General features: G+C 68.6%; 22 protein-coding genes and 1 pseudogene. 16 read left to right on the top strand and 7 right to left on the bottom strand.

Annotated features, from left to right (window positions below):
- Together ACWGID_RS18165 and ACWGID_RS18160 are read right to left on the bottom strand one after the other, a co-directional pair.
- Positions 1-627 carry a hypothetical protein gene (locus ACWGID_RS18165; RefSeq protein ID WP_452197892.1) on the bottom strand — a complete coding sequence of 209 codons (627 nt, stop codon included), beginning with the start codon at positions 625-627 and terminating at the stop codon, positions 1-3.
- Positions 624-1,253 (bottom strand): hypothetical protein, encoded by a 630-nt coding sequence (locus ACWGID_RS18160; protein WP_452197890.1) that lies wholly within the window; start codon positions 1,251-1,253, stop codon positions 624-626. The genes ACWGID_RS18165 and ACWGID_RS18160 overlap by 4 nt, the downstream gene beginning before the upstream one ends.
- Positions 1,254-1,396: 143 nt before the next feature.
- Between ACWGID_RS18160 and ACWGID_RS18155 the strand changes: the two genes are divergently transcribed.
- From ACWGID_RS18155 to ACWGID_RS18120, 8 genes are read left to right on the top strand one after another with little or no spacing between them, the layout of a single operon-like run.
- Positions 1,397-3,241 carry a glycoside hydrolase family 127 protein gene (locus tag ACWGID_RS18155; protein ID WP_452197888.1) on the top strand — a complete coding sequence of 615 codons (1,845 nt, stop codon included), beginning with the start codon at positions 1,397-1,399 and terminating at the stop codon, positions 3,239-3,241.
- Positions 3,241-4,935 (top strand): ABC transporter substrate-binding protein, encoded by a 1,695-nt coding sequence (locus ACWGID_RS18150; RefSeq protein ID WP_452197886.1) that lies wholly within the window; start codon positions 3,241-3,243, stop codon positions 4,933-4,935. The genes ACWGID_RS18155 and ACWGID_RS18150 overlap by 1 nt, the downstream gene beginning before the upstream one ends.
- A complete protein-coding gene (locus ACWGID_RS18145) occupies positions 4,932-5,879 on the top strand; it encodes an ABC transporter permease (RefSeq protein WP_452197884.1) in 948 nt (315 codons plus the stop codon). The genes ACWGID_RS18150 and ACWGID_RS18145 overlap by 4 nt, the downstream gene beginning before the upstream one ends.
- Positions 5,876-6,859: an ABC transporter permease gene (locus tag ACWGID_RS18140; protein ID WP_452197883.1), complete on the top strand. Its 984-nt coding sequence runs from the start codon at positions 5,876-5,878 to the stop codon at positions 6,857-6,859. The genes ACWGID_RS18145 and ACWGID_RS18140 overlap by 4 nt, the downstream gene beginning before the upstream one ends.
- Entirely contained in the window at positions 6,856-7,659 is an 804-nt protein-coding gene (locus ACWGID_RS18135; protein WP_452197881.1) for an ABC transporter ATP-binding protein, read from the top strand. Before ACWGID_RS18140 ends, ACWGID_RS18135 begins: the two co-directional genes overlap by 4 nt.
- Positions 7,656-8,477, top strand: a complete 822-nt coding sequence (locus tag ACWGID_RS18130) for an ABC transporter ATP-binding protein (RefSeq protein ID WP_452197879.1) — start codon at positions 7,656-7,658, stop codon at positions 8,475-8,477. Before ACWGID_RS18135 ends, ACWGID_RS18130 begins: the two co-directional genes overlap by 4 nt.
- A complete protein-coding gene (locus tag ACWGID_RS18125; RefSeq protein WP_452197877.1) occupies positions 8,470-9,747 on the top strand; it encodes an alpha/beta fold hydrolase in 1,278 nt (425 codons plus the stop codon). Before ACWGID_RS18130 ends, ACWGID_RS18125 begins: the two co-directional genes overlap by 8 nt.
- Positions 9,748-9,790: 43 nt before the next feature.
- A complete protein-coding gene (locus ACWGID_RS18120) occupies positions 9,791-10,477 on the top strand; it encodes a GntR family transcriptional regulator (RefSeq protein ID WP_452197875.1) in 687 nt (228 codons plus the stop codon).
- Here the strand turns inward: ACWGID_RS18120 and ACWGID_RS18115 are convergent.
- Positions 10,465-10,980: pseudogene (locus ACWGID_RS18115) on the bottom strand (TetR/AcrR family transcriptional regulator); the annotation flags it as partial. The gene ACWGID_RS18120 and the pseudogene ACWGID_RS18115 sit on opposite strands and share 13 nt — an antisense overlap.
- 15 nt (positions 10,981-10,995) lie before the next feature.
- Between ACWGID_RS18115 and ACWGID_RS18110 the strand changes: the two are divergent.
- Positions 10,996-11,166: an ester cyclase gene (locus ACWGID_RS18110; protein WP_452197873.1), complete on the top strand. Its 171-nt coding sequence runs from the start codon at positions 10,996-10,998 to the stop codon at positions 11,164-11,166.
- Here the strand turns inward: ACWGID_RS18110 and ACWGID_RS18105 are convergent.
- Entirely contained in the window at positions 11,163-12,137 is a 975-nt protein-coding gene (locus tag ACWGID_RS18105) for a carbohydrate kinase family protein (RefSeq protein WP_452197871.1), read from the bottom strand. The two genes, ACWGID_RS18110 and ACWGID_RS18105, sit on opposite strands and share 4 nt — an antisense overlap.
- A 90-nt stretch (positions 12,138-12,227) precedes the next feature.
- On the opposite strand from ACWGID_RS18105, the gene ACWGID_RS18100 reads away from it, so the two are divergent.
- The 5 genes from ACWGID_RS18100 to ACWGID_RS18080 all read left to right on the top strand — a co-directional run bounded on the left by ACWGID_RS18100 (position 12,228) and on the right by ACWGID_RS18080 (position 16,074).
- Positions 12,228-12,863, top strand: coding sequence for an O-methyltransferase (locus ACWGID_RS18100; protein ID WP_452197869.1), 636 nt, complete (start codon positions 12,228-12,230; stop codon positions 12,861-12,863).
- 52 nt (positions 12,864-12,915) lie between these two features.
- Positions 12,916-13,560 carry an ABC transporter ATP-binding protein gene (locus tag ACWGID_RS18095; RefSeq protein ID WP_452197868.1) on the top strand — a complete coding sequence of 215 codons (645 nt, stop codon included), beginning with the start codon at positions 12,916-12,918 and terminating at the stop codon, positions 13,558-13,560.
- Positions 13,557-15,107 (top strand): DUF6297 family protein, encoded by a 1,551-nt coding sequence (locus ACWGID_RS18090; protein ID WP_452197866.1) that lies wholly within the window; start codon positions 13,557-13,559, stop codon positions 15,105-15,107. Before ACWGID_RS18095 ends, ACWGID_RS18090 begins: the two co-directional genes overlap by 4 nt.
- A 68-nt stretch (positions 15,108-15,175) precedes the next feature.
- The gene (locus tag ACWGID_RS18085) at positions 15,176-15,517 is read left to right on the top strand and encodes a PadR family transcriptional regulator (RefSeq protein ID WP_452197864.1); all 342 of its coding nucleotides are present in this window, start codon (positions 15,176-15,178) and stop codon (positions 15,515-15,517) included.
- Positions 15,514-16,074, top strand: coding sequence for an HAAS signaling domain-containing protein (locus ACWGID_RS18080; RefSeq protein ID WP_452197863.1), 561 nt, complete (start codon positions 15,514-15,516; stop codon positions 16,072-16,074). The genes ACWGID_RS18085 and ACWGID_RS18080 overlap by 4 nt, the downstream gene beginning before the upstream one ends.
- Here ACWGID_RS18080 and ACWGID_RS18075 read toward each other — a convergent pair.
- The 3 genes from ACWGID_RS18075 to ACWGID_RS18065 all read right to left on the bottom strand — a co-directional run bounded on the left by ACWGID_RS18075 (position 16,062) and on the right by ACWGID_RS18065 (position 18,450).
- Positions 16,062-16,367 (bottom strand): pyrophosphatase, encoded by a 306-nt coding sequence (locus ACWGID_RS18075; RefSeq protein ID WP_452197861.1) that lies wholly within the window; start codon positions 16,365-16,367, stop codon positions 16,062-16,064. The genes ACWGID_RS18080 and ACWGID_RS18075 overlap by 13 nt on opposite strands.
- 54 nt (positions 16,368-16,421) lie before the next feature.
- On the bottom strand, positions 16,422-17,291 hold the full coding sequence (locus tag ACWGID_RS18070) for a peptidoglycan recognition protein family protein (RefSeq protein ID WP_452197859.1): 870 nt from the start codon (positions 17,289-17,291) through the stop codon (positions 16,422-16,424).
- 109 nt (positions 17,292-17,400) lie between these two features.
- Complete coding sequence (locus ACWGID_RS18065; RefSeq protein WP_452197857.1) at positions 17,401-18,450, bottom strand: LLM class flavin-dependent oxidoreductase; 1,050 nt, start codon at positions 18,448-18,450, stop codon at positions 17,401-17,403.
- A gap of 104 nt (positions 18,451-18,554) precedes the next feature.
- On the opposite strand from ACWGID_RS18065, the gene ACWGID_RS18060 reads away from it, so the two are divergent.
- The gene (locus tag ACWGID_RS18060) at positions 18,555-19,952 is read left to right on the top strand and encodes a DUF2252 domain-containing protein (RefSeq protein ID WP_452197856.1); all 1,398 of its coding nucleotides are present in this window, start codon (positions 18,555-18,557) and stop codon (positions 19,950-19,952) included.
- A 111-nt stretch (positions 19,953-20,063) separates the two neighbouring features.
- Positions 20,064-21,020: an aldo/keto reductase gene (locus tag ACWGID_RS18055; RefSeq protein ID WP_452197854.1), complete on the top strand. Its 957-nt coding sequence runs from the start codon at positions 20,064-20,066 to the stop codon at positions 21,018-21,020.
- Positions 21,021-21,114 lie beyond the last annotated feature (94 nt).

Genomic DNA, 21,114 nt, shown 5'->3' with positions numbered 1-21,114 from the left:
TCACTGCCGCCGTCGCGCGATGACCACGGTCGCCAGTGCGATCAGCAGCATGACGACTGGCAGCGCGGCGAAGGCCCCGAAGTCGAGCGCCGAAATCGTCGTGAGGCCAACGGTGGGGAGAAGGGCCAGCGTCACCGGGATCACCGCTCGGGGGTCGCCGCGCTGGACGTCGTACAGGACCAGTGGCGCGAGGAGCCAGAGGGCGAGCAGGACGAGGTAGGTAACCACCTGGCCGGGTTTGGGGTTGAGCCCGATCGCGCTGATGAGCCAGCCGAGTCCGCCGAGGGCGAGAGCGATGACGGCGATCGCTGTCGGCAGCCAGCGGCGGACGGCCGGGAGGTCGAGGGTTCGACGTCTCAGGGCCACGGCGATGTAGCAGCCGAGGATCACGAGCTGCGTCCCGGCTGTGATGAGCAGCAGGATCCATGCGGTGCTGGATCCCGTGATCGTGTCCAGGCTCGGGCAGGGTTCGTCGTCGTAGCAGACGTCGTAGTCGGGCAGCGGTAGCCACAGATCGGCTGCGAGGAGCAGGGGGAGACTCAGGACGCTTACCGCGGCCGTGACGCGGAACAGGTTGCCGGCCGGCTTCCGCACGGGCCGGTGGAGGTCGAGACGTTCGGCGGTCATGTTCGCGCCTCTCGGGATCGGCGGACGATCGCAACCGAGACGACGGCGATCACGAGCATGACGGGCGGCAAGGCCGCGGGCGGGACCTTCGGGAGCGCGCCCATGCTGACGAACGCGGTGGGGAGCAGCCCGAGGGCTACTGGAATCACCGCACTCCGGTCGCCGCGATGGACGCCGTACAGCACCAGGGGAGCGAGCAGCCACAGGCCGAGCAGGATCAGATAGCCCTTCCCTGGTGAGCTGCCGCCGTGGTTGGTGGGCGCTTCCAACCAGCCTCCGAGTCCCACCACGGCGAGAACGACGACGCCGATCGCGGTCGGCACGGCGCGGAACGCCACGCTCCGCGCGAGTCTGCCGCGTGCCGTCGCCAGGACGAGGTAGCCGCCGATCAGCAGGAGTTCGACGCCGGCGGTCGTGCCGAGGACGAACGCGGTATAGACCTCGGGAAGGATGAGCTCCTCACACTCCGGCCAGGGCCGGCATCGGCCGGCATGCGTGGCGATCTGCAGGACATAGGACGCGATGGCCAGTGGGATCGACAGGGCCACGACCACCGCGGTGACGCGGAACAGATGGCCGGCGGGCCTTCCGACCGGGCGGCCGAGGTCGAGGGGCGTGGCGGTCACGGGACCACACTGTCGGTCGAGGGGGCCACCGGGGGGATGACGCGGCGGACGATGCGGCGATCTCCGACGTCGATGGTTTCCGGCGTGTAAACGTCTTCCGTTTGCTCTTGGCAAGGTGTGACATTGCACTTAAGGTCAGTGCAATGTCACACGGTACAGAGGTGAAGGTCGCGCTGACCGGCGGTGTGCTGCACGCCTGGCAGCAGCGCAACCGGACGGCGACGATCCCGCACGCGATCGCCGAACTGCGCAAGGCCGGGAACCTGGAGAACCTCCGCCGGCTGACCGATCCGTCGGTCGGGCCGTACCGCGGGCGGTACCCGTTCCTGGACACGGATCTCTACAAGACCCTCGAGGGACTCGCCTACGAGATCGGCCGCGACGACGCGCCGGCCGGGGCGCGGGAGTTCTACGACGAGGTCGTCGAGCTGCTCGCCCAGGCGCAGGCCGACGACGGCTACCTGAACTCGTACTTCCAAGACCCGGACCAGCCCAAGCAACCTTGGTCGGACCTCGGCTGGGGCCACGAGCTGTACAACCTCGGCCACCTGATCCAGGCAGCCGTCGCTGCCGCGCGTCAGCTCGGTGACGACCGACTACTGATCACCGCGCGCAAATTCGCCGACCTGGTGGTCGCGAAGTACGGCGAGCAAGGTGAGGAAGTCGTCGACGGTCACCCCGAGGTCGAGATGGCGCTTGTCGAGCTTTATCGTGAAACCGGCGACGCGGACTACCTCACCCAGGCCCGGCTGTTCGTCGATCGCCGCGGCCGCGGGAAGCTCAAGCACACGATCTTCCCGGGGGAGTACTTCCAGGACCACGTGCCGTTCCGCGAGCTGCCGTCGGTCACCGGGCACGCCGTACGGATGGCGTATCTCGCGGCCGGTGCGACGGACGTCCACCTGGAGACGGGCGATCCGACGTTGCTCGCAGCGCTCGAGCGGCTGTGGGACGACATGGTCGCCACCAAGCTGTACCTCACCGGTGGACTCGGCAGCCGGCACTCCGACGAGGCGATCGGCGACCGCTACGAGCTGCCGTCCGAGCGCGCGTACGCCGAGACGTGCGCGGCGATCGCGACGATGCAGTGGGCCTGGCGGATGTTCCGCGCGACCGGCAAGGCGTCGTACCTCGATGTCTACGAGACCGTGCTCTACAACGCTTACGCGGTAGGGCTTTCGGCCGACGGTACGGCGTTCTTCTACGACAACCCGCTGCAGCGCCGGCCGGACCACGAGCAGCGTTCCGGCGCCGAGGACGGTGGTGAGCTGCTCCGGCGCGCGTGGTTCGGCTGCCCGTGCTGCCCGCCGAACATCATCCGCTGGATGTCCGAACTCCAGGACCACGTCGCTCTCGAGCACGACAACACCTTGTACGTCGGGGTCTACGCCGACGCCCGCATCACCGCCGGGGATCTCACCGTCACGGTCGCCACGAACTACCCGTGGAACGGAGAGGTCACGCTCACCGTCGAGGAAGCACCGGCCGACGAACGCGGGATCGCCCTGCGCATACCTGGCTGGTCAACAGGAGCCGACCTCGATGGTCGGCCCGTCAGCGCCGGGTGGACCGAGGTCCGGCGGGCGTTCGCGGCGGGCGACGTCCTGAAGCTGACGTTGCCGATGACACCGAGAGCGCACGGTTCGCATCCGTACCTCGATGCCACTCGCGGCGCGATCGCCGTTGCCCGCGGCCCGCTTGTTTATTGCGTCGAGCAACAAGACGTCGACGCCCCCGTGGACGACCTGCTGCTGAAGCCCGCCACCGTTGCGCGGGCGACAGCACGACAGCAGGACGACCACGTCGTACTGGAGCTGACCGGCGGTGTCGCAGCCGAGGCGTCTCCCGAGCTCTATCCAGTGATCACCGATACACCCCAGGACTCCGCCGAACACGAAGTGCCCGTGACGCTCACGCCGTACTTCCTCTGGGGAAACCGTCAGGCCCTGGCCATGCGTGTGTGGCTGCGAACCGAAAGAGACAACTGATGAAGAGAACTTCCATGCTGGTGGGGCTCGTGGCGTCGGCCGCGCTCGCGCTCAGTGCGTGCGGCGGCAATGCCACCGGAACGAAGAGTGAGTCGGCCGGTCCAGGGGCGAAGGCCGCGCAGGGCGGAACCCTCCAGGTGCTCGCGAACGCGGCGTTCTCGCACCTCGACCCGGCGCGCGGGTTCGACGGCGGCGTGAACAACTTCTACCGGTTGGTCTATCGCACGCTGACCACCCAGGGCGCGGCGCCCGGGGGCGACGGCACCAAGATCGTCCCGGACCTGGCGACCGACACCGGTAAGCCGTCCGACGGTGGCAAGACCTGGACGTTCACGCTGAAGGACGGCCTGTTCTTCGAGACCGGTGCGCCGATCACCAGCGCGGACGTGAAGTGGGGCGTCTCGCGGGCCTGGGATCCGGAGATCGGCATCGGCTCGCCGTACGCGAAGCAGTTGATCGAGGCGCCCGCGTCGTACCAGGGCCCGTACAAGTCGGGCGATCTGTCGACGATCGAGACGCCGGACGCGAAGACGATCGTGTTCCACCTGAAGAAGCCGTTCGCGGACTTCGGCAGCGTGGTCGCGCAGAACACCTTCACCCCGGTGCCGAAGGGCCAGGGCGCCGGCAACCAGCTGGACAGCAAGCCGATCTCGTCCGGCCCGTACAAGCTCGCCGACTACAAGCCGGGCGCGTCGCTGAAGCTGGTCCGCAACGACAAGTGGGACAAGAAGACCGACGACGTGCGGACGGCGAACCCGGACGCGTTCCAGTGGACGTTCGGACTCGACCCGGCGACGATCGACGAGCGGATGATCGCCGGCCAGGGGACCGACGCCGACGCGATCGCCGGGACCGTCCAGGCCGCGACGGTGGCCCGGATGCAGACCCCGCAGCTCAAGCAGCGCACGATGACGGGCATCAACGGCTGTACGACGTACATGGGCCTGAACGTCACGAAGAAGCCGCTGGACAACGTGAAGGTCCGGCAGGCGATCAACCTCGCGATCAACAAGCAGACGGTCCGCGACGCGGACGGCGGTTCGGCGCTCGCCGAGATCGGCACCAGCATCCAGCCGCCGACGATCACCGGCCGGGTGGACTACGACCCGTACCCGAGCCCGGACGACAAGGGTGACGTCGAGGGCGCCCGCAAACTGCTCACCGAGGCCGGCTTCGCGGACGGGTTCACGATGACGCTCGACACCCGCGCGCAGCCGAAGATGCAGGCGATGGCGGTCGCGATCCAGCAGGCGCTCGAGCCGCTGAAGGTCACCGTGAAGATCAACACCATCGACACCGCGACGTACTACGAGGTCATCGGGACCACGTCGCAGCAGCACGACGCGGCGATCACCGGCTGGTGCCCGGACTGGCCGTCCGGCGCGACCTTCCTGCCGCCGCTGTTCGACGGCCGCAACATCACCCCGAAGGGCAACACCAACCTGTCGCAGCTGAACGACCCGGGCGTGAACGCGAAGATCGACGAGATCTCCAAGCTCACCGACGTCACCGCGGCGAACAAGGCGTACGGCGACCTCGACAAGCAGATCATGGAGCTCGCGCCGGTCGTCCCGCTGCTCTACGAAAAGGTGCTGATGCTGGTCGGCACCAACATCGGCGGCGCCTACCTGCACGACGGGTTCTCCGGTGGCATCGACCTGGTGTCGGTCGGCCTCAAGGACGCCGGAAAGTGACAACCGCCCCGACCCTTGCCGAACTCGAGGAGGCGGTGCCGCCGGCACCGCCCGCCTCGGGCAAGCGGGTGCTCACCAAAGTCACCCGGGACAAGGGCGCGCTGGCCTGCCTGGTGTTCCTCGCGCTCGTGGTCCTGATGGCGATCGCGGCGCCGCTGATCACCAAGCTCAGCGGCTGGGGGCCGTATGCGTTCGACTCGGCCGCGATCAACTCCGACCTCGGCGGCCTGCCGCGCGGTCCGCTCGGCGGGATCAGCGGCTCGCACTGGTTCGGTGTCGAGCCGCAGAACGGCCGCGACCTGTTCGCCCGGATCGCGTACGGCGCGCGCGTGTCGATCACGATCTCGCTGTCGGCCACGCTGCTGACCGGGATCCTCGGCGTCGTGCTCGGCATGCTCGCCGGGTTCTACCGCGGCTGGGTGGACCAGGTGATCTCCCGGGTGATGGACTTCCTGATGGCGTTCCCGGCGCTGATCTTCATGATCGCGATCCTGTCGTCGCTGCCGTCCGGGAACCGGCCGGTGCTGCTGGTCGTGGTGATCAGCGCGTTCGGCTGGCCGTACCTGGCCCGGGTGATCCGCGGCCAGACGATGACGCTGGCCAACCGCGAGTTCGTCGAGGCGGCGCGGGCGTCCGGCGCGAAGGACTCCCAGGTGGTGTTCCGGGAGATCCTGCCGAACCTGCGCGGCTCGATCGTGGTGATGACGACGCTCGCGATCCCCGGCTACATCGGCACCGAGGCCGGCCTGTCGTTCCTCGGCGTCGGCGTCTCGCCGCCGACCGCGTCCTGGGGCCAGATGATCGCGAGCTCGGTGAGCTGGTACTCGGTCGACCCGATGTTCTTCGCGATCCCCGGTCTCTTCCTGTTCCTCACCGTCCTCTCGCTGACCGTCCTCGGCGACAAGATCCGCACCCTCATCGACCAGGGGGAGGCAGCCGCATGACGCGCTACATCCTCGGTCGGCTCGGTGGCGTCGTACTGATCCTGCTGGCCGTTTGTCTGTTCACGTATCTGATCTTCTTCAAGCTGTCGCCGGATCCGGCCGTGATGATCTGCGGGAAGACCTGTACGCCGGAGCGGATCAACTCGATCCGGGACGTGCTCGGGCTGAACCAGCCGATCCTGACCCAGTTCTGGGAGTTCCTGCGCGGGATCTTCGCGGGCCGCGAGTACGGCTCGGTGCACTGTCCGGCACCGTGTCTCGGGTACAGCTTCCAGACCAACGAGTCGGTGTGGAGCATGATCACCGCACGGCTTCCCGTCAGCATCACGGTCGCGGTCGGCGCCGCCGTACTCTGGCTGCTCGCCGGTGTGATCGGTGGTCTGGTCAGCGCGGTGAAGCAGGGGACGTGGTGGGACCGCACCGCGATGGGGCTCGCGCTCGGCGGCGTCAGCGTGCCGAACTACGTGCTCGCGCTGGTGCTGCAGTACGTCCTGGTCGTGAAGCTGCAGATCCTGCCGTTCCCGTCGGCGGTGTCGTTCGCCGACGATCCGGTCGTCTGGTTCGAGTCGTACCTGATGCCGTGGGTCGTGCTCGCCGTCGGCTACGCCTGTCTGTACGCACGGTTGACCCGGAGCAACGTGATCGACACCTTGTCCGAGAACTACTTCCGCACCGCCCGGGCCAAGGGACTCAACAGCTCGCTGATCATGCGCCGGCACGCACTCCGGCCCGCCCTGACCCCGATCACCACGATCTTCGGGATGGACTTCGCCGGCCTGCTCGGCGGCGCGCTGATCACCGAGACCGTCTTCGGGCTGAACGGGATCGGCAAGATGGCGGCCGACTCGATCGCCAAGAACGACCAGCCGGTGATCATGGCGGTGACGCTGCTCGCCGCGTTCTTCGTTGTCATCGGCAACGTTGTGGTCGACCTGTTGTACACGGCGCTGGATCCGCGGGTCCGGGTGGTGACGTCATGAGCGACGAGTTGTTCGTTGTCGACGATCTGACGGTCACGTTGCCGACCAGTCGCGGTCCGGTGGACGTGGTGAAGAACGTGTCGTTCACGGTCGGCCGGGACGAGACGCTGGGTATCGTCGGCGAGTCCGGATCGGGCAAGTCGATGACGGCGCTCGCCGTCCTCGGCCTGTTGCCCCGCGGGGCGCGGACGTCCGGCAGCGTGAAGCTGGACGGCGCCGAGTTGCTCGGCCGGTCGGAGCGGGAGTTCAGATCCGTGCGGGGCAACGCGATCTCGATGGTGTTCCAGGACCCGCTGTCGTCGCTGAACCCCTACTACACCGTGGGCCTGCAGATCGAGGAGATGTACCGGACGCACTGCGGCGGCTCCAAACGGGCCGCTCGACAGGTGGCGATCGAGGCGCTGGAACGGGTCCGGATTCCCGACCCGGAACGGCGCGTCGACCACTATCCGCACCAGTTCTCCGGTGGCCAGCGGCAACGCGTGATGATCGCGATGGCGTTGTGCTGTTCGCCCTCGCTGCTGATCGCGGACGAGCCGACGACCGCGCTCGACGTCACCGTGCAGGCGCAGATCCTGGAACTCCTGCACGACCTGCAGGCCTCGACGGGTACCGGGATGGTGTTCATCACCCACGACCTGGCCGTGATCAGTTCGATCGCGCAGCGAGTACTGGTGATGCGGTCGGGTGACCCGGTCGAGTACGGGACGGCGGAAGCGGTGTTCTCGGATCCGCAGCACGAGTACACCCGGATGCTGCTGGACGCCGTACCGCGGATCGACGACGAGGTAGCGCTATGACACTGCTCGAGGTGAAGGGCGTGACGAAGGAGTTCGTCACGCGAGGCGAAGGGGCGATGGCGCGGAAGTCTACGTTCACCGCCGTCGACGACGTCAGCTTCGACGTCGAGCTCGGCGAGACCCTGGCCATCGTGGGGGAGTCCGGCAGTGGGAAGTCGACCACGGCCCGGATCGCGGCCCGGTTGCTCGAGCCGACCGGCGGTACGGTCGTGTTCGACGGACAGGACGTGACGCGGGCCCGGGGCAAGGACCTGGCGACGTTCCGCAACAACGTGCAGGTGGTGTTCCAGGACCCGTTCTCGTCGCTGAACCCGCGGTACACGGTGGAGCGGATCATCACCGCGCCGCTGACCTATCAGGGCATCACGCCGAAGGGCGGGCGGCGGGCGTTCACGCAGGAGCTGATGGAGCGGGTCGGGCTGGACCCGGACCACTGCCAGCGGTACCCGGCGCAGTTCTCCGGCGGGCAGGCGCAACGGATCGGCATCGCCCGGGCGCTCGCGGTGAACCCGAAGCTGGTGATCTGCGACGAGGCGGTGTCGGCGCTGGACGTGTCGATCCAGGCGCAGGTGCTGGAGCTGCTGATGCGGCTGCAGCGGGAGAGTGGGTTCAGCTACATCTTCATCGCGCACGACCTGGCCGTCGTCCGGCAGATCTCGCAGCGGGTGGCGGTGATGAACCGAGGCAGAATCGTGGAGCTGGGGTCGCGGGACCAGGTGTTCGGCGAGCCTCGGGACGAGTACACGAAGACGCTGCTGGCCGCCGTACCGCGGATCAACCCGGAGTGGGACGCCAGACGGAGGAGACGCGATGGTTGAGTACACGATCCCTGGAATGCACGTCCGGGAGCACACAGTTGAAGTCCCACTCGACTGGAGTGCTTCAACAGGAACGGTGAGCGTCTTCGCGCGCGAACTCGTCGACCCGACGCGCAAGGACGAGGACCTGCCGTGCCTGGTGTTCCTCCAGGGCGGCCCGGGCGGGAAGGGCCCGCGTCCGACGGGTCCGTCGGGGTGGGTCGGGCAGGCGCTGAAGAAGTACCGGGTCGTGTTGATGGACCAGCGCGGGACCGGACGGAGTACGCCGGTCAGCGGCCGGCTCATGGCGTCGATGTCCGCGCAGGAAGGCGCCGACTACCTGGCGTGCTTCCGGGCGGACTCGATCGTCGCGGACGCCGAGCACCTGCGGAAGACCGTGTTCGGCGGCAAACGCTGGTCGACCCTCGGGCAGAGCTATGGCGGATTCCTGACGCTCACCTACCTGTCGAAGGCACCCGAGGGACTGTCGGCCTGCTACGTGACAGGCGGGCTCGCATCGATCGACCCGTCGGCGGCCGAGGTGTATCGCCGTACCTATCCGCGGGTCGCGGCGAAGAACCGCGAGTTCTACCGGCGGTACCCGCACAACGTGGAGCAGGTCGGCAGGATCGCGGACCGGCTCGCGAGCGACGACGTACGGCTGCCGGACGGTGACCGGCTGACGGTCCGGCGGCTCCAGTCGCTGGGCATCGACTTCGGGATGAAGCCCGGGTACGAGCGCATCCACTGGCTGCTCGACGAAGCATTCGATGGGGACGAACTGTCGGACACCTTCCTGGGTCAGGTTCTCGCCTCGTCCTCCTACCTCGGGAACCCGCTCTTCGCGGCGCTCCAGGAGAGCATCTACGGCTCCGGCGACGGTGCGACTGCCTGGGCAGCCGAGGCGGAGCGGGCGCGGCGTCCCGAGTTCGCCGAGGACGCACGACCGCTGCTGTTCACCGGCGAGATGATGTACCCCTGGATGTTCGATGAGATCCGCGGCCTGCGGCCGTTCCAGGGGGCGGTCGAGCTGCTCGCGCTGCGGCCGTCGTGGCCCGGGCTGTACGACCTCGAGCGGCTCGCGGCGAACGACGTACCGGTGGCTGCCGCTGTCTACTTCGACGACATGTACGTCGACTCCGGGCTGCAGCTCGACACCGCCGGGCGGGTCGGGAACGTGCAGGCCTGGGTGACGAACGAGTACGAGCACGACGGCATCGGCGCGGACCGGGTGTTCGAGCGACTCACCGAGCTGGTCGCCTCCGTCGGGGGTGGCATCCCGAATCCGTGAGGTCCGGTGTTTCACAATAGGCGGCGACCCAGGGAGGTGAATCATGGCTGCCGATTCGATCGGTCCGCTGCCGAGCGTACGGCGCCTCGCGCAGCGGGAGAACCTGCGCGACAGCGTCGCCAACGCGCTGCGGGCAGCGGTGATCTCGGGTGAGCTGACGCCGGGAGAGGTGTACTCGGCGCCGACGCTCGGAGCGCGGTTCGGGGTCTCCGCGACGCCGGTCCGCGAGGCGATGCTGGACCTGGTTCGCGAGGGCCTGGTGATCTCGCTGCGCAACAAGGGGTTCCGGGTCACCGAGGTGTCCGACGCGGATCTCGACAACGTGGCGGCGGTCCGGCAACTCATCGAGCCGCCGACGATCCGCGACGTCGTACCCGCGATCCCCGCGGAGGACTACCCGCGGTTGCGGCGGCTGGCCGAGGACATCGTCGTCGCGGCGGAGGCCGGCGACCTGATCGCGTACATCGAGGCGGACCGGGTCTTCCACGTCACGCTGCTGGCGTACTCCGGGAACCAGAAGCTCGTCGACGTCGTGTCGGATCTGCGCTCGCAAACCCGATTGCTGGGGCTCACGCCGCTCCTGGAGAGCGGTCGCCTCGTCCCGTCAGCGGCCGAACACCACGAGTTGCTCGACCTCGTGGAGGCCGGCGACGCGGACGGCGCCGAGCAGTTGATGCGCCGCCACATCGGCCACGTCCGCGGATTGTGGGCCCGCTCTCAGAGCAGCTGACGGTGGAGCACGTCGGCGACGAAGGCCTCGAACTCCTCCGGACTCCAGCCCGACTCGTCGACCAGCTCCTGGTACACGCCCGGCGCCGCGACCGCGCGGTACACGGCCTGTGCCTGCTGCAGCGGGATCCGTAGGGCGTCCTCGAGCGACGCGATCATCGCGTCCATCACCTGGTTGCGGCCGGCAAGCTTCGAGCGCAGCAGCGCCTTGGTCTCGGGGCTCTCGTCGGTCGCCGCCTCGAAGATCAGGACGACGTCGAATCCGGCGGCGTACAGGGTGGTCAGCCAGCCGGCAGCGCCACCGAGGCGCTCGACCGGGTCCTCGATCGCGAGCACCTGCTCGGCGCGCTCGACCGCTCCGGCCTCCTGCAGCCAGAGGTCGCAGATCAGCGACAGGATCTCCCGCTTGGTGCCGAAGGCCGAGTACACGGTCCGGGTCGCGACGCCGGCCTCCTTGGCGATCGCGTCGATACTCGTGGCGCCGTACCCCTGCGCGGCGAAGAGCCGGCGCGCGGCCGGGTGCGCGGTACCGCGACCGGCTCGTTCTTCGGTCCGCCCAGCAACGCGCCCGTCGACATCGCGCTGTTCGAGATGGCGCGTGTTGTCGACGGCCGGATCGTCGAGCACTGGGGCTGTCCGGACCGGTTCGCCCTCCTCGCGCAGACCGGCGCGCTGGCGCGGCTGTCCTAGCTCAGGGCGCGCTTCGCGGTGGTGGCGGCGTCGGCGCCGTACGCGGTGGTGAGGCGGTCCATGAACGACGCGTGGTCGAGGGTGTACTCCTGGGTGCCGACTTTCTCCAGGACCGTGGTCGCCAGCGTGCAGCCGAGGTGCGCGGCCGGCTCGTGGTCGAGGCCGGCGGCGCGCCCGGTCAGGTAGCCGGCGCGGAACGCGTCGCCGCCGCCGGTTGGGTCGACCAGGTTCGGCGCGGGCACCGCCGGGACCTTCGCGAGGATCCCGTTGGAGTCCTCGATCACGACCCCGTCGCCGCCGTGCGTGGTGATCCGGACGTCGACCCGCTGCAGGATCTCCTCATGGCTCCAGCCGGTCTTCTGCACCAGCAGGCCGGCCTCGTACTCGTTGCTGAACAGGTACGCCGCCCCGTCGATGAGCCGCCGGATGTCCGTACCCTCCATCCGGGCCAGCTGCTGTGACGGGTCCGCGGCGACCGCGATCCCGTGCTGCCGCGCCAGCTCGGTGTGCTTGATCATCGCGTCCGGGTCGTCGGCGCCGATCAGCACCAGGTCGACGCCGCCGGCGGCCTGGTGGATCGCTCCCAGGTCGAGCTCGCGGGCCTCGGCCATCGCGCCGGTGTAGAACGAGGCGATCTGGTTCGCGTCGAGGTCCGTCGTACAGGTGAACCGGGCGGTGTGTACGTTCTCGCAGACACGGACGTGCGAGATGTCCACGCCGGCCGCCGTCAGCGCCGCGCCGTACTCGGCGAAGTCGGCGCCGACCGAGCCGACGAGCAGCGACGGGAAGCCGAGCTGCGCCATCCCGTAGCAGATGTTCGCGCCGACGCCGCCGCGATGCACCACCAGTTCGTCGACCAGGAACGACAGGGAGACCTTGTGCAGCTGCTCCTCGAGGAACTGGTCCTTGAACCGGCCCGGGAACGTCATCAGGATGTCGGTCGCGATCGATCCGGCGACGGCGATGCGCATACGGAGTGCTCCTCGGGGGTGGTGTACATCGGTTTGGACAACCCATAGAGACTACAGGCGACCGATCTAATACACGGAGGGCGGGAATTCATGGGCCATCAGGTACCGGTGACCGAGGAACTGCACGATTACATGGTCGCCCACGGCATGCCGCTGGACGAGATCGCGACCGAACTGCGGGCGGAGACCGAGACGCTCGGCAACCCGGCCGGCATGCTCACGACCGCCGACCAGGCCGGTCTGCTGACCACGCTGACCCGGCTGATCGGCGCCCGCCGGGCGGTCGAGATCGGCACCTTCACCGGCTTCTCCGCGCTGGCGATCTCGCGCGGTCTGCCGGACGACGGCGAGCTGATCTGCCTGGACGTCAGCGACGAGTGGACCTCGATCGGGCGCAAGTACTGGGAGCGGGCCGGCGTCGCGGGCAAGATCGACCTGCGGATCGGCGACGCGCACGAGTCGGCCACCAAGCTCGACGGTGAGTTCGACCTGGCCTTCGTCGACGCCGACAAGGACTGGTACATCCAGTACTTCGAGACGGTGCTGCCGCTGATCCGGCCGAACGGCCTGCTGCTGTTCGACAACACGCTGGCCGGTGGCCGCGTGGTGGACGCCGACGGTCCGGCCGACCGCAAGGAGTTCAACGCGCACATCGCCGCCGACGACCGCGTGGACGTGATCATGCTCGGCATCGGCGACGGACTGACGCTGGTCCGCAAGAAGTGAGCCAGCAGAAATAAGCAGGCCGAGACGGGCCGGCAGAAATGAGCCAGGAGAAATGAGCAAGAAGGCGGCGCCACGGCTGGCCGTGACGGACCTGCAGCACAAGTACGGCGACCGGCCGGTGATCGAGGGCCTCACGTTCACCTTGGCCGCCGGTCAGGCGATCGCGCTGGTCGGCCCGAACGGCGCCGGCAAGACGACCGTGCTGAAGTGCATCGTCGGCGCGGCCGCTCCGGCCGCGGGCAAGATCATGCTCGACGGCCGGCCGATCGACGAACGCGCCGAGGCGGTCCGCCGCGACGTCGCCTCCCTGCTCGACGACCTGGACTTCTTCCCGGACCTGACCGCGGCCGAGCACCTGGATCTGCTCGCCCGCGCGCACGGCAACCCGACGCCCGAGGATCTCGTCGACACCACGCTCGACGAGATCGGCCTGCTTCCGGCCGCCGATCAGCTGCCCGGTTCGCTGTCCTCCGGTCAGCGCCGCCGGCTCGCGCTCGCGACGGCGCTGGTCCGGCCGCGGACGCTGATGGTGCTCGACGAGCCCGAGGCCCGGCTGGACGTCGGCGGCGTCCAGTGGCTGTCCGAGCGGCTGGTTGCCGAGAAGAAGTCCGGTACGTCGATCCTGTTCGCGAGCCACGACCCGGCCCTCGTCGAGACGGTCGCCGACTCGATCGTCACGCTCACCCCGCTGCCATGAGCACCGCGGACGGACCGGTCGAGTTCGACCCGGCGGACTTCGGGACGATCCCGTCGTCGCGGTCGATGCGGCAGTGGATGCGCACGACGCGGCGGCGGCACGCGGACCGGTCGTTCTGGGAGATCTTCGAGGATGTGTACCTCGTCCTGTTCACCGTCGCGATGGCGGGGGCGACCGGCGGGAACGTCGTACGGCAGCTGAACTCGGACGCCGCGGGGTGCTCGTCGTGGCGCTGCGGTCAGCTGACGACGTGGCTGCCGTTGATCATCATTCCGTTGCTGGTGGCAATCACAGTGCGGATGCTGCTCGCGATCGGGCCGGTGTCGGCGACGCGGGCCAGCGGGTTCTGGTTGCTGGCCACTCCGATCAATCGGGCGGCCTTGTTGCGACCGGCGTACCGGCTCGTGACGGCCGCTGTGGGTGCTGTCGGCCTGGTCGTCGCGGCGGTGATCTGGGCGTTGCTCGGGGCGCCGGTGATCGGGGTCCTCGAGGCTGCGGTGCTGATCAGCGCACTGTTGGTGTGTACGGCGATGGCGACGGTCTGGGTGCAGCAGAGTGCTCGGCGCTCGAAGTGGACCCTGCGGATCGCGGACCTCTTCCTCCTCGCGGCCGTGGTGCCTGCGGTGGCACTCGCTGTGAGGCCTGACCCGCTGAAGGGCGCACGAGCAGGAACTCTCGACCTGGCCGTTGCCGAGGTGCGGAACGGGAGCGCGTTGACGTCGGGCCAGACGTATCTGCTCGTGGTGTGTGCGGTGGTTCTGCTGCTCGCGGTCGCGCTGACGATGGTGACCTCGCGGTCGCTCGACAAGCTCGGGCGGGCGAGTGTGATCGCGGGCGGCGAATTGCTGGCCGGGCTCGCGGGCGCGGCGAGCAGTCTGGACATCAGCATGCTCGGCGACGTCATCTCCGGACGGCACTGGCGGATGCAGGGCCGGGTGCGGTCCCGTCGTGGTCGGGGCGCGCAGGGTGCCGCGATCGTGAACCGTGAGTTCCTCCGGATCCTCCGCTGGCCGCGCCGTCTGGTGATCGGCGCGGCACTGCTCGTCGTCCCGTACGCCGTCCACGGGGCGGGCTTCCGCGTACTGGTTCCGGTCGCCGCCGGGATCGCCGGCTTCGTCGCCGTCCGGCCGTTGCTCGATGGGCTGCGCACCGCCTGCCGTTCGACCGGTCTCGTCCGCGCGCTCGGGATGGACCTGCGCGAGCTGCGGGTGCTGATGGGTGTGGTCCCAGGTCTGTTCGCGATCGTCTGGACGGCGCTCGCCTACCCCGCGATCGGCAGCGCTTCGTCCTGTTTCGCGGTTGCCGCCGGCATCATCACCGGCACTGTCCGGCAGGCGTCCGCCCGACCCCCGTCGTACGCCGGTCCGCTGGTCACCTCGCCGATGGGCGCGATCCCACCCGGCCTGTTCTCGCAACCGGCCCGCGGTTTCGATCTCCTGGTGGTCTGCCTCGCCCCGGTGCTCTTCAACCTCCCCAGCCTGTGGGTTGTGGTGATCCCGTCGTTCGTGGTCACCGTCATGTTCGCGGTGCGTCCCAAGACCGACTGACCGTCTCGACTGGCTGACGCGGCAGGCGTTCTTGCCGGATCTTGGCGCGAACAGGTACCTTGTGTCGCATGGTAGCCGAGAAGGTCTTCACGCAGCTGCGCCGCGGGACGCTGGAGTTCTGCGTCCTGGCGCTGTTGCAGGGAGAGGCTCGTTACGGTTTCGAGTTGGTCAAGGCGCTGGGTGAGATCGACGGACTGGTCACCACGGAAGGCACGATCTACCCACTCCTCGCGCGGTTGCGGCGCGAGGGTCTGGTGGAGACGAGCTGGCAGGAGTCCGAGTCCGGGCCACCGCGGCGCTACTACACCTCGACACCCGAGGGCAGCCGAGCCCTGACCGAGTTCACCGCGGACTGGCAACGGTTCTGTGCGTCGGTCGACAAGATCTTGCAGAGTGGGAGACGGGGATGAACATGGAACTGGACAGCGACCGCCTGGTCGATGCGTACCTGAAGGAGCTGGCCACCGAGGCCGAGGTGCTGCCGGCCGGTCGCCGGGACGAGCTGCTCGCCGACATGAAGGCGCACATCGCCGAGGCGCGCGCGGGCGGAGCGACGTCCGAGGACGAGATCCGCGACGTGCTGCAGCGGCTCGGCCGGCCGAGCGAGATCGTTGCCGCCGCCACCGACGGTCTGGTGCAGGTCGTGGTCCCGCCGCGGATGCGCCCGCAGGACTTCGTCGCGGTCGGGCTGGCGATGTTCGGGCCGTACCTGCTGGAGCTCAACACGATCCTGGCACTGGTCGCCTGGGGAGTCGGCCTCGGGCTGCTCTGGACGTCGAACCGCTGGACCACGATCTGGAAGCTGCTCGGCACCCTGAGCTGGCCGATCGGGTACGCCGTGGTGATCGCGGTAGACACGATCTTCCTGGGCCCGGTCTGGGTCAGCATGGCAGCCGACGCGGTGGTCACGCTCGCGCTGACCGCCGGACTCTTGCTGAACGCCCGCCCGCCGCGTCAGGACTCGTAGACCAGCCACTTCCGCTCGATCTCGGCCGGGAGATCGACATCGTGCTGCTTCGCGAACAGGAGCAGCTGGCACAGTACGTCGGCGAACTCCTGGTGGAACGTGTCGCGGATCTGCTCGGTGGTCGCACCCTTCGTCCGAGCTCGGCCGGTCTGCTGGAGGTAGGCCTGGGTGAGCTCGCCGACCTCCTCCTGGAGTTTCAGTAGGAACCAGTCGGGGTCGCGCTCGAAGCCGAGGTGTGCGCCGTACCCGGCGGAGATCTGCTCGAGCCGGTCCTGCAGGTGCTTGAGATCCACCCGGACAGGAAACCAGGCCCCACCGACATAAGCCGGTGGGGCCTGGGCTTTGTCCTACTGTGCTGGTTCTGCTGCCTTGGGTTCCTCGACCGGCGGGAACGGGTCGAGGGCGTGGTCCTCGAGCGCCGGGTCGATGTTGGGGTCCGGGACCTGCGGCTCCTGCTGGGCCGGCGCGTCGGCGGCCAGGTTCTTCGGTGCGGTGGCCCAGACCGCGGCGGCCGCGCGGGCGGCGTCGGCGGCGTCGGTCTGGCGTTCGTAGTTCTTGATGTCGAGCGCGTACGCCTTGGCCACCGCCGTCAGGTCGCGGCGCAGCTGCTTGTGCACCCAGAGCGCGTAGGCCTGCGAACGGGCCTCGATGAAGTTCTTCAGTTCCTGCATCTGGGCAGGGGTCATGTCGTCGTCCTCCGAGTGGCCGGGTGTGAATTCGCCGCGGGCGATCGCGGCGCGGGCGGGGTCGCCGGGGCAGTCGGTCGGCTCCGGGCGGACCGCGGAGTGCGGCCGGATCGCCGTACCGCGCGGGTAGAGCTTGCGGAAGTCGGCGATCACCCCGCGGGTGGTCGCCTTCATCGCGGCGGACGGCTGCTCACCGGTGACGAGGACCAGCAGAATGGCGCCGTACCGCTCGTTCACGTCGTTGTCGCCGTTGGCGCCGGACTGGGTCCGTAGGCCGCGCAGGGTCCAGGCCCGGCCTTCTTGATCGACCGCGATCTGGTAGGCGATGTCCGACCAGCCGCGGCTGTCCATGTGGTAGTCCTGCCAGCCACGCAACGCGGACGCGACCGCCGCCTTGGTGTGGATGACCTTCGTCGAGCCGGTGCCCGGCCAGTGGATGACCGCGCCCTCGACGCGGGACACGGTCAGGTTGCCCGGCCCGGCGTTCGGCGGTCGTGCGTTCCAGGCGGACCGGGGCAGATATTCGACCATCAGCGCTCCTCACATGCCTCACAGCGCACATACCCAGGGTTGGCGCTCGGTAACCAACCGAACACTTTCGGGCAGGCGAGCGTCAAGCGATGGCCCTCATCCAAGCAGCTCAGGAGAGCAGCGGGAGGAGTTGATCACCGATCCGCACCGTTTCCTCGCGGTACGGAGTGTCGGAGAGGACGAAGTGCGTGATGCCGAGATCGCGGTACTTGCTCAGCGATTTGGCGACGTCCTCGGGGGAGCCGACCAGCCAGGTGGTGCCGGCGCCGCCACCGCCGTACTTGCCGGGTGCGGTGTAGAGGTTGTCGTCGAGGACCTCGCCGCGGTCGGCCAGGTCGAGCAGCCGCTGCTGGCCGACAGCCTTGAACCAGCGCCGGTCCCGCTTGCCCTGTGCCTCGGCCATCTTGGCGACCTTGGCCTCGGCATCGGCCCACGCCTGCTCCGTCGTGTCGCGTACCAGCGTGGTGATCCGGAGTCCGAACTCCAGAGCAGCGTGCTCACGACCAAGTTCGGCCTCGAGCTCCTTCAGTCGCGCGATCCGTGCCGCGACGCCGTCCAGCGGCTCACCCCAGAACAGCTGTACGTCGGCATCCGTCGCGGCCACCCTTTGCGCGGCCTCGGACGCGCCACCGAAGTACAACCGCGGATGCGGCCGCCCTTCCCGTACGACGGGGCGTGTCGCGACCGTGGATCCGGCAACCGAGAAGTACTCGCCGTCGAACGTGACGTTCTCCTCGGTCCACAACCGCCTGACCAGTTGGAGGAACTCCTTGGTCCGGGCGTAGCGCTGCGGCTGGTCGCCCTCGCTGTCGCCGTACGCCGCGAGGTTGTCCTGACCGGAGACGATGTTGATCAGCAGCCGCCCGCCGCTCAGCTGGTCGAGCGTGCTCGCCGCGGACGCGAAGTGCGCGGGATGCCAGTACCCGGGGCGGATCGCGGCGAGTGGCTGGAAGGTGGTCGTCCGGGCGGCCAGCGCGGTCGCGACGGTGAACGTGTCGGGCCGGCCCCACCCGGTGCCGAGCAGCGCGCCGGACCAGCCGTGGTCCTCGGTGAGCCGGGCCAGCTCGGTCAGCCGCTCGAGGCTGTTGTGTCCCTGGACGGCGTCGTCCCCGCGGTGCCCGGGGTCGACCTGGTTCGGGATGTACCAGAGGAAGGTCATGAAAATCAGCTTAAGTTCACTCAGTTAGTCGACTTTGAGCATCTCGCGGGCTGGTCACGGCGGGGGTGCTGGCCAAACCGCGGCGGCTGGGCGACGCTGAGGTGATGGGGGACCAGCTCAGTGCGGAGGAACGCGCGGCGCGCGGCAAGGCCCTGCGCAAGCAGGTGCCGCTCGACGCGCACGCCGAGGTCCACCTGGGCGCGGGCCGCGACCCGGTCGGGCTGCTCCTCACCCAGGCGGCGGGCCGGGTGCCCGAACTGGTGCCGATCCGGCACGGCCGAATGCTCGTCTCACCGTTCACCTTCTACCGCGGCGCGGCCTTGGTGATGGCCGCCGACCTGGCCGAGACGCCGTCGACCGGTCTCTCCGTGCAACTGTGCGGCGACGCGCACTTGTCGAACTTCGGCGCCTTCGCCTCGCCCGACCGGCGGCTGGTGTTCGACATCAACGACTTCGACGAGACGCTGCCCGGACCGTTCGAGTGGGACGTGAAGCGGCTCGCGGCGAGCTTCGTGGTGGCGGGGCGCGACAACGGGTTCAGCGCGAAGCAGATCCGGGACGTCGTGGAGGCCGTCGTCCGTAGCTATCGTGAGTCGGTCCGGGACTTCGCCGGTCAGCCCATCCTCGCGGTCTGGTACGCGCGCCTGGACATCGAGGAGATCATCAAGCAGTACAAGGCGACGCTGTCCTCGGGCAAGCAGAAGCGGCAGCTGAAGGCCGCCCGCGGAAAGCTCGCGAAGGCGTACACCCGGGACAGCATGCAAGCGGTCGGCAAGCTCACCGCGATGGCCGGCGAGCACCGGCGGATCGTCTCGGACCCACCGATCGTGATCCCGATGAGCGACATGATCGACTTCGACGGCTCCGTCGTGCTCGCCCGGCTGCAGGAGCTGATGGAGGGGTACCGCGCCACGCTCAGCCAGGACCGTCGTCAACTGCTCGACCACTTCCGCCTGACCGATGTCGCGCACAAGGTCGCCGGCGTCGGCAGTGTCGGGACCCGCGCGTGGATCATGCTGCTGGAGTCGACGGTCGCCGACGAGGCGCTGCTCCTGCAGGCCAAACAGGCCGGCCCGTCCGCGCTGTCGACGTACATCGGTGGGGCGGAGCAGGCGAACCAGGGGGAGCGTGTGGTGGTCGGGCAGCATCTGATGCAGGCCGCGAGCGACATCTTCCTCGGCTGGCTGCGCGCCGACGCCGCCGATGGCGAGCAGGACTACTGCATACGCCAGTTGCGGGACTGGAAGCTGTCCGCCGACATCGACACGCTCAACTCCGAGGCTATGACGCTGTACGGCCAACTCTGCGGCTGGACACTGGCTCGGGCTCACGCGCGGACCGGTGATCGGTTCGCGCTCGCGGCGTACCTCGGTAAGTCGAACCGGTTCGACCAGGCGATCACCAGCTTCGCCGTCACGTACGCCGACCTGAACGAGAGCGACCACGCAACCTTCGCCGACGCGGTCCGGACGGGTCGTGTCGAGGCCCGAACCGGCGTCTGAGCAGGACTCATTAGCTGGAGTTGTCGGGGTCAGTAGGAATGTGTGTTGGACTCTGGGCCGGCGGGGTGCGCAGGATGCTGGAAACGTTCCCGTCGGTCCTCGGAGGTCGAGATGACTCAGCGTTCGCTTGGTAAGGGTGGCCCGGAGGTCAGTGCGCTCGGAATGGGCTGCTGGGCGATCGGTGGTCCGCACGCGCGGCAAGGCAGTCCGGTGGGCTGGGGCGTGATCGACGACGACGAGTCGAAGCGCGCGCTGCGCCGGGCGTACGACCTCGGCGTGACGTTCTTCGACACCGCAGACGTCTACGGTTGCGGGCACAGCGAGAAGCTGATCGCGGACGCGCTCGGTGACGTCCGCGACGACATCGTGATCGCCTCGAAGGCCGGCTACACGTACGTCGAGGAGACGCGCGAGGCGCCCGGGGAGAACGGCGACCCGGAGTACATCCGCTGGGCCTGTGACGAGTCGCTGCGGCGGCTGCAGACCGACCGCATCGATCTGTACCAGTTCCACCTCGGCGGCTACGACCTGGCCAAGGCGGACGACGTGCTCGCGGTCTTCGAGGAGCTGGTTGCCGCTGGCAAGGTTCGGTCGATCGGCTGGAGCACCGACGACCCGGAGCGGGCGGCGCTGTTCGCGAAAAGCCCGCACTGCAAGGCGATCCAGCAGCACTTCAACGTGTTCGGTGGAAATGCCGACGTGCTGGCGCTGTGCGAGGAGCGAGGTCTCGCGAGCATCGTGCGCGGGCCGCTGGGCATGGGGTTGCTGACCGGTAAGTTCAGCCAGGACAGCAGCCTCCCGGAGGACGACGTACGGCACGGGTGGAATTTCCGGAGCGGGGACCAGGCCGAGTCGTTGCGGCGACTGGAGGCGATCCGGGACGTGCTGACCTCGGACGGCCGGACGCTCGCGCAGGGTGCGCTCGGGTGGTTGTGGGCGCGTAGTGAGGCGTTCATCCCGATTCCCGGGTTCAAGACGGTCGCTCAGGTCGAGGAGAACGCCGGCGCGCTCGGGCACGGCCCGTTGACCGCGGCGCAGTTCGACGAGATCGGCGCGATTCTCGGCTGAAAACTCACGGTCGTGGGGGGGGGAGCAGAGGTGTAGTGTGGTGCGGACGACATCTATACAAGAAAAGTCTGTCATCAGACTATAATCAGTGAGA

It is taken from the genome of Kribbella sp. NPDC054772 (assembly GCF_053611945.1).
This window is presented reverse-complemented; position numbering and strand designations above follow the sequence as displayed.

Bases quoted from the DNA above. Each gene is read 5' to 3' on its own strand.
- ACWGID_RS18165 (WP_452197892.1), bottom strand. From the start codon at position 627: ATGACCGCCGAACGTCTCGACCTCCACCGGCCCGTGCGGAAGCCGGCC.
- ACWGID_RS18155 (WP_452197888.1), top strand. From the start codon at position 1,397: ATGTCACACGGTACAGAGGTGAAGGTCGCGCTGACCGGCGGTGTGCTG.
- ACWGID_RS18150 (WP_452197886.1), top strand. From the start codon at position 3,241: ATGAAGAGAACTTCCATGCTGGTGGGGCTCGTGGCGTCGGCCGCGCTC.
- ACWGID_RS18140 (WP_452197883.1), top strand. From the start codon at position 5,876: ATGACGCGCTACATCCTCGGTCGGCTCGGTGGCGTCGTACTGATCCTG.
- ACWGID_RS18135 (WP_452197881.1), top strand. From the start codon at position 6,856: ATGAGCGACGAGTTGTTCGTTGTCGACGATCTGACGGTCACGTTGCCG.
- ACWGID_RS18130 (WP_452197879.1), top strand. From the start codon at position 7,656: ATGACACTGCTCGAGGTGAAGGGCGTGACGAAGGAGTTCGTCACGCGA.
- ACWGID_RS18125 (WP_452197877.1), top strand. From the start codon at position 8,470: ATGGTTGAGTACACGATCCCTGGAATGCACGTCCGGGAGCACACAGTT.
- ACWGID_RS18120 (WP_452197875.1), top strand. From the start codon at position 9,791: ATGGCTGCCGATTCGATCGGTCCGCTGCCGAGCGTACGGCGCCTCGCG.
- ACWGID_RS18105 (WP_452197871.1), bottom strand. From the start codon at position 12,137: ATGCGCATCGCCGTCGCCGGATCGATCGCGACCGACATCCTGATGACG.
- ACWGID_RS18100 (WP_452197869.1), top strand. From the start codon at position 12,228: ATGGGCCATCAGGTACCGGTGACCGAGGAACTGCACGATTACATGGTC.
- ACWGID_RS18095 (WP_452197868.1), top strand. From the start codon at position 12,916: ATGAGCAAGAAGGCGGCGCCACGGCTGGCCGTGACGGACCTGCAGCAC.
- ACWGID_RS18090 (WP_452197866.1), top strand. From the start codon at position 13,557: ATGAGCACCGCGGACGGACCGGTCGAGTTCGACCCGGCGGACTTCGGG.
- ACWGID_RS18085 (WP_452197864.1), top strand. From the start codon at position 15,176: ATGGTAGCCGAGAAGGTCTTCACGCAGCTGCGCCGCGGGACGCTGGAG.
- ACWGID_RS18080 (WP_452197863.1), top strand. From the start codon at position 15,514: ATGAACATGGAACTGGACAGCGACCGCCTGGTCGATGCGTACCTGAAG.
- ACWGID_RS18070 (WP_452197859.1), bottom strand. From the start codon at position 17,291: ATGGTCGAATATCTGCCCCGGTCCGCCTGGAACGCACGACCGCCGAAC.
- ACWGID_RS18065 (WP_452197857.1), bottom strand. From the start codon at position 18,450: ATGACCTTCCTCTGGTACATCCCGAACCAGGTCGACCCCGGGCACCGC.
- ACWGID_RS18060 (WP_452197856.1), top strand. From the start codon at position 18,555: ATGGGGGACCAGCTCAGTGCGGAGGAACGCGCGGCGCGCGGCAAGGCC.
- ACWGID_RS18055 (WP_452197854.1), top strand. From the start codon at position 20,064: ATGACTCAGCGTTCGCTTGGTAAGGGTGGCCCGGAGGTCAGTGCGCTC.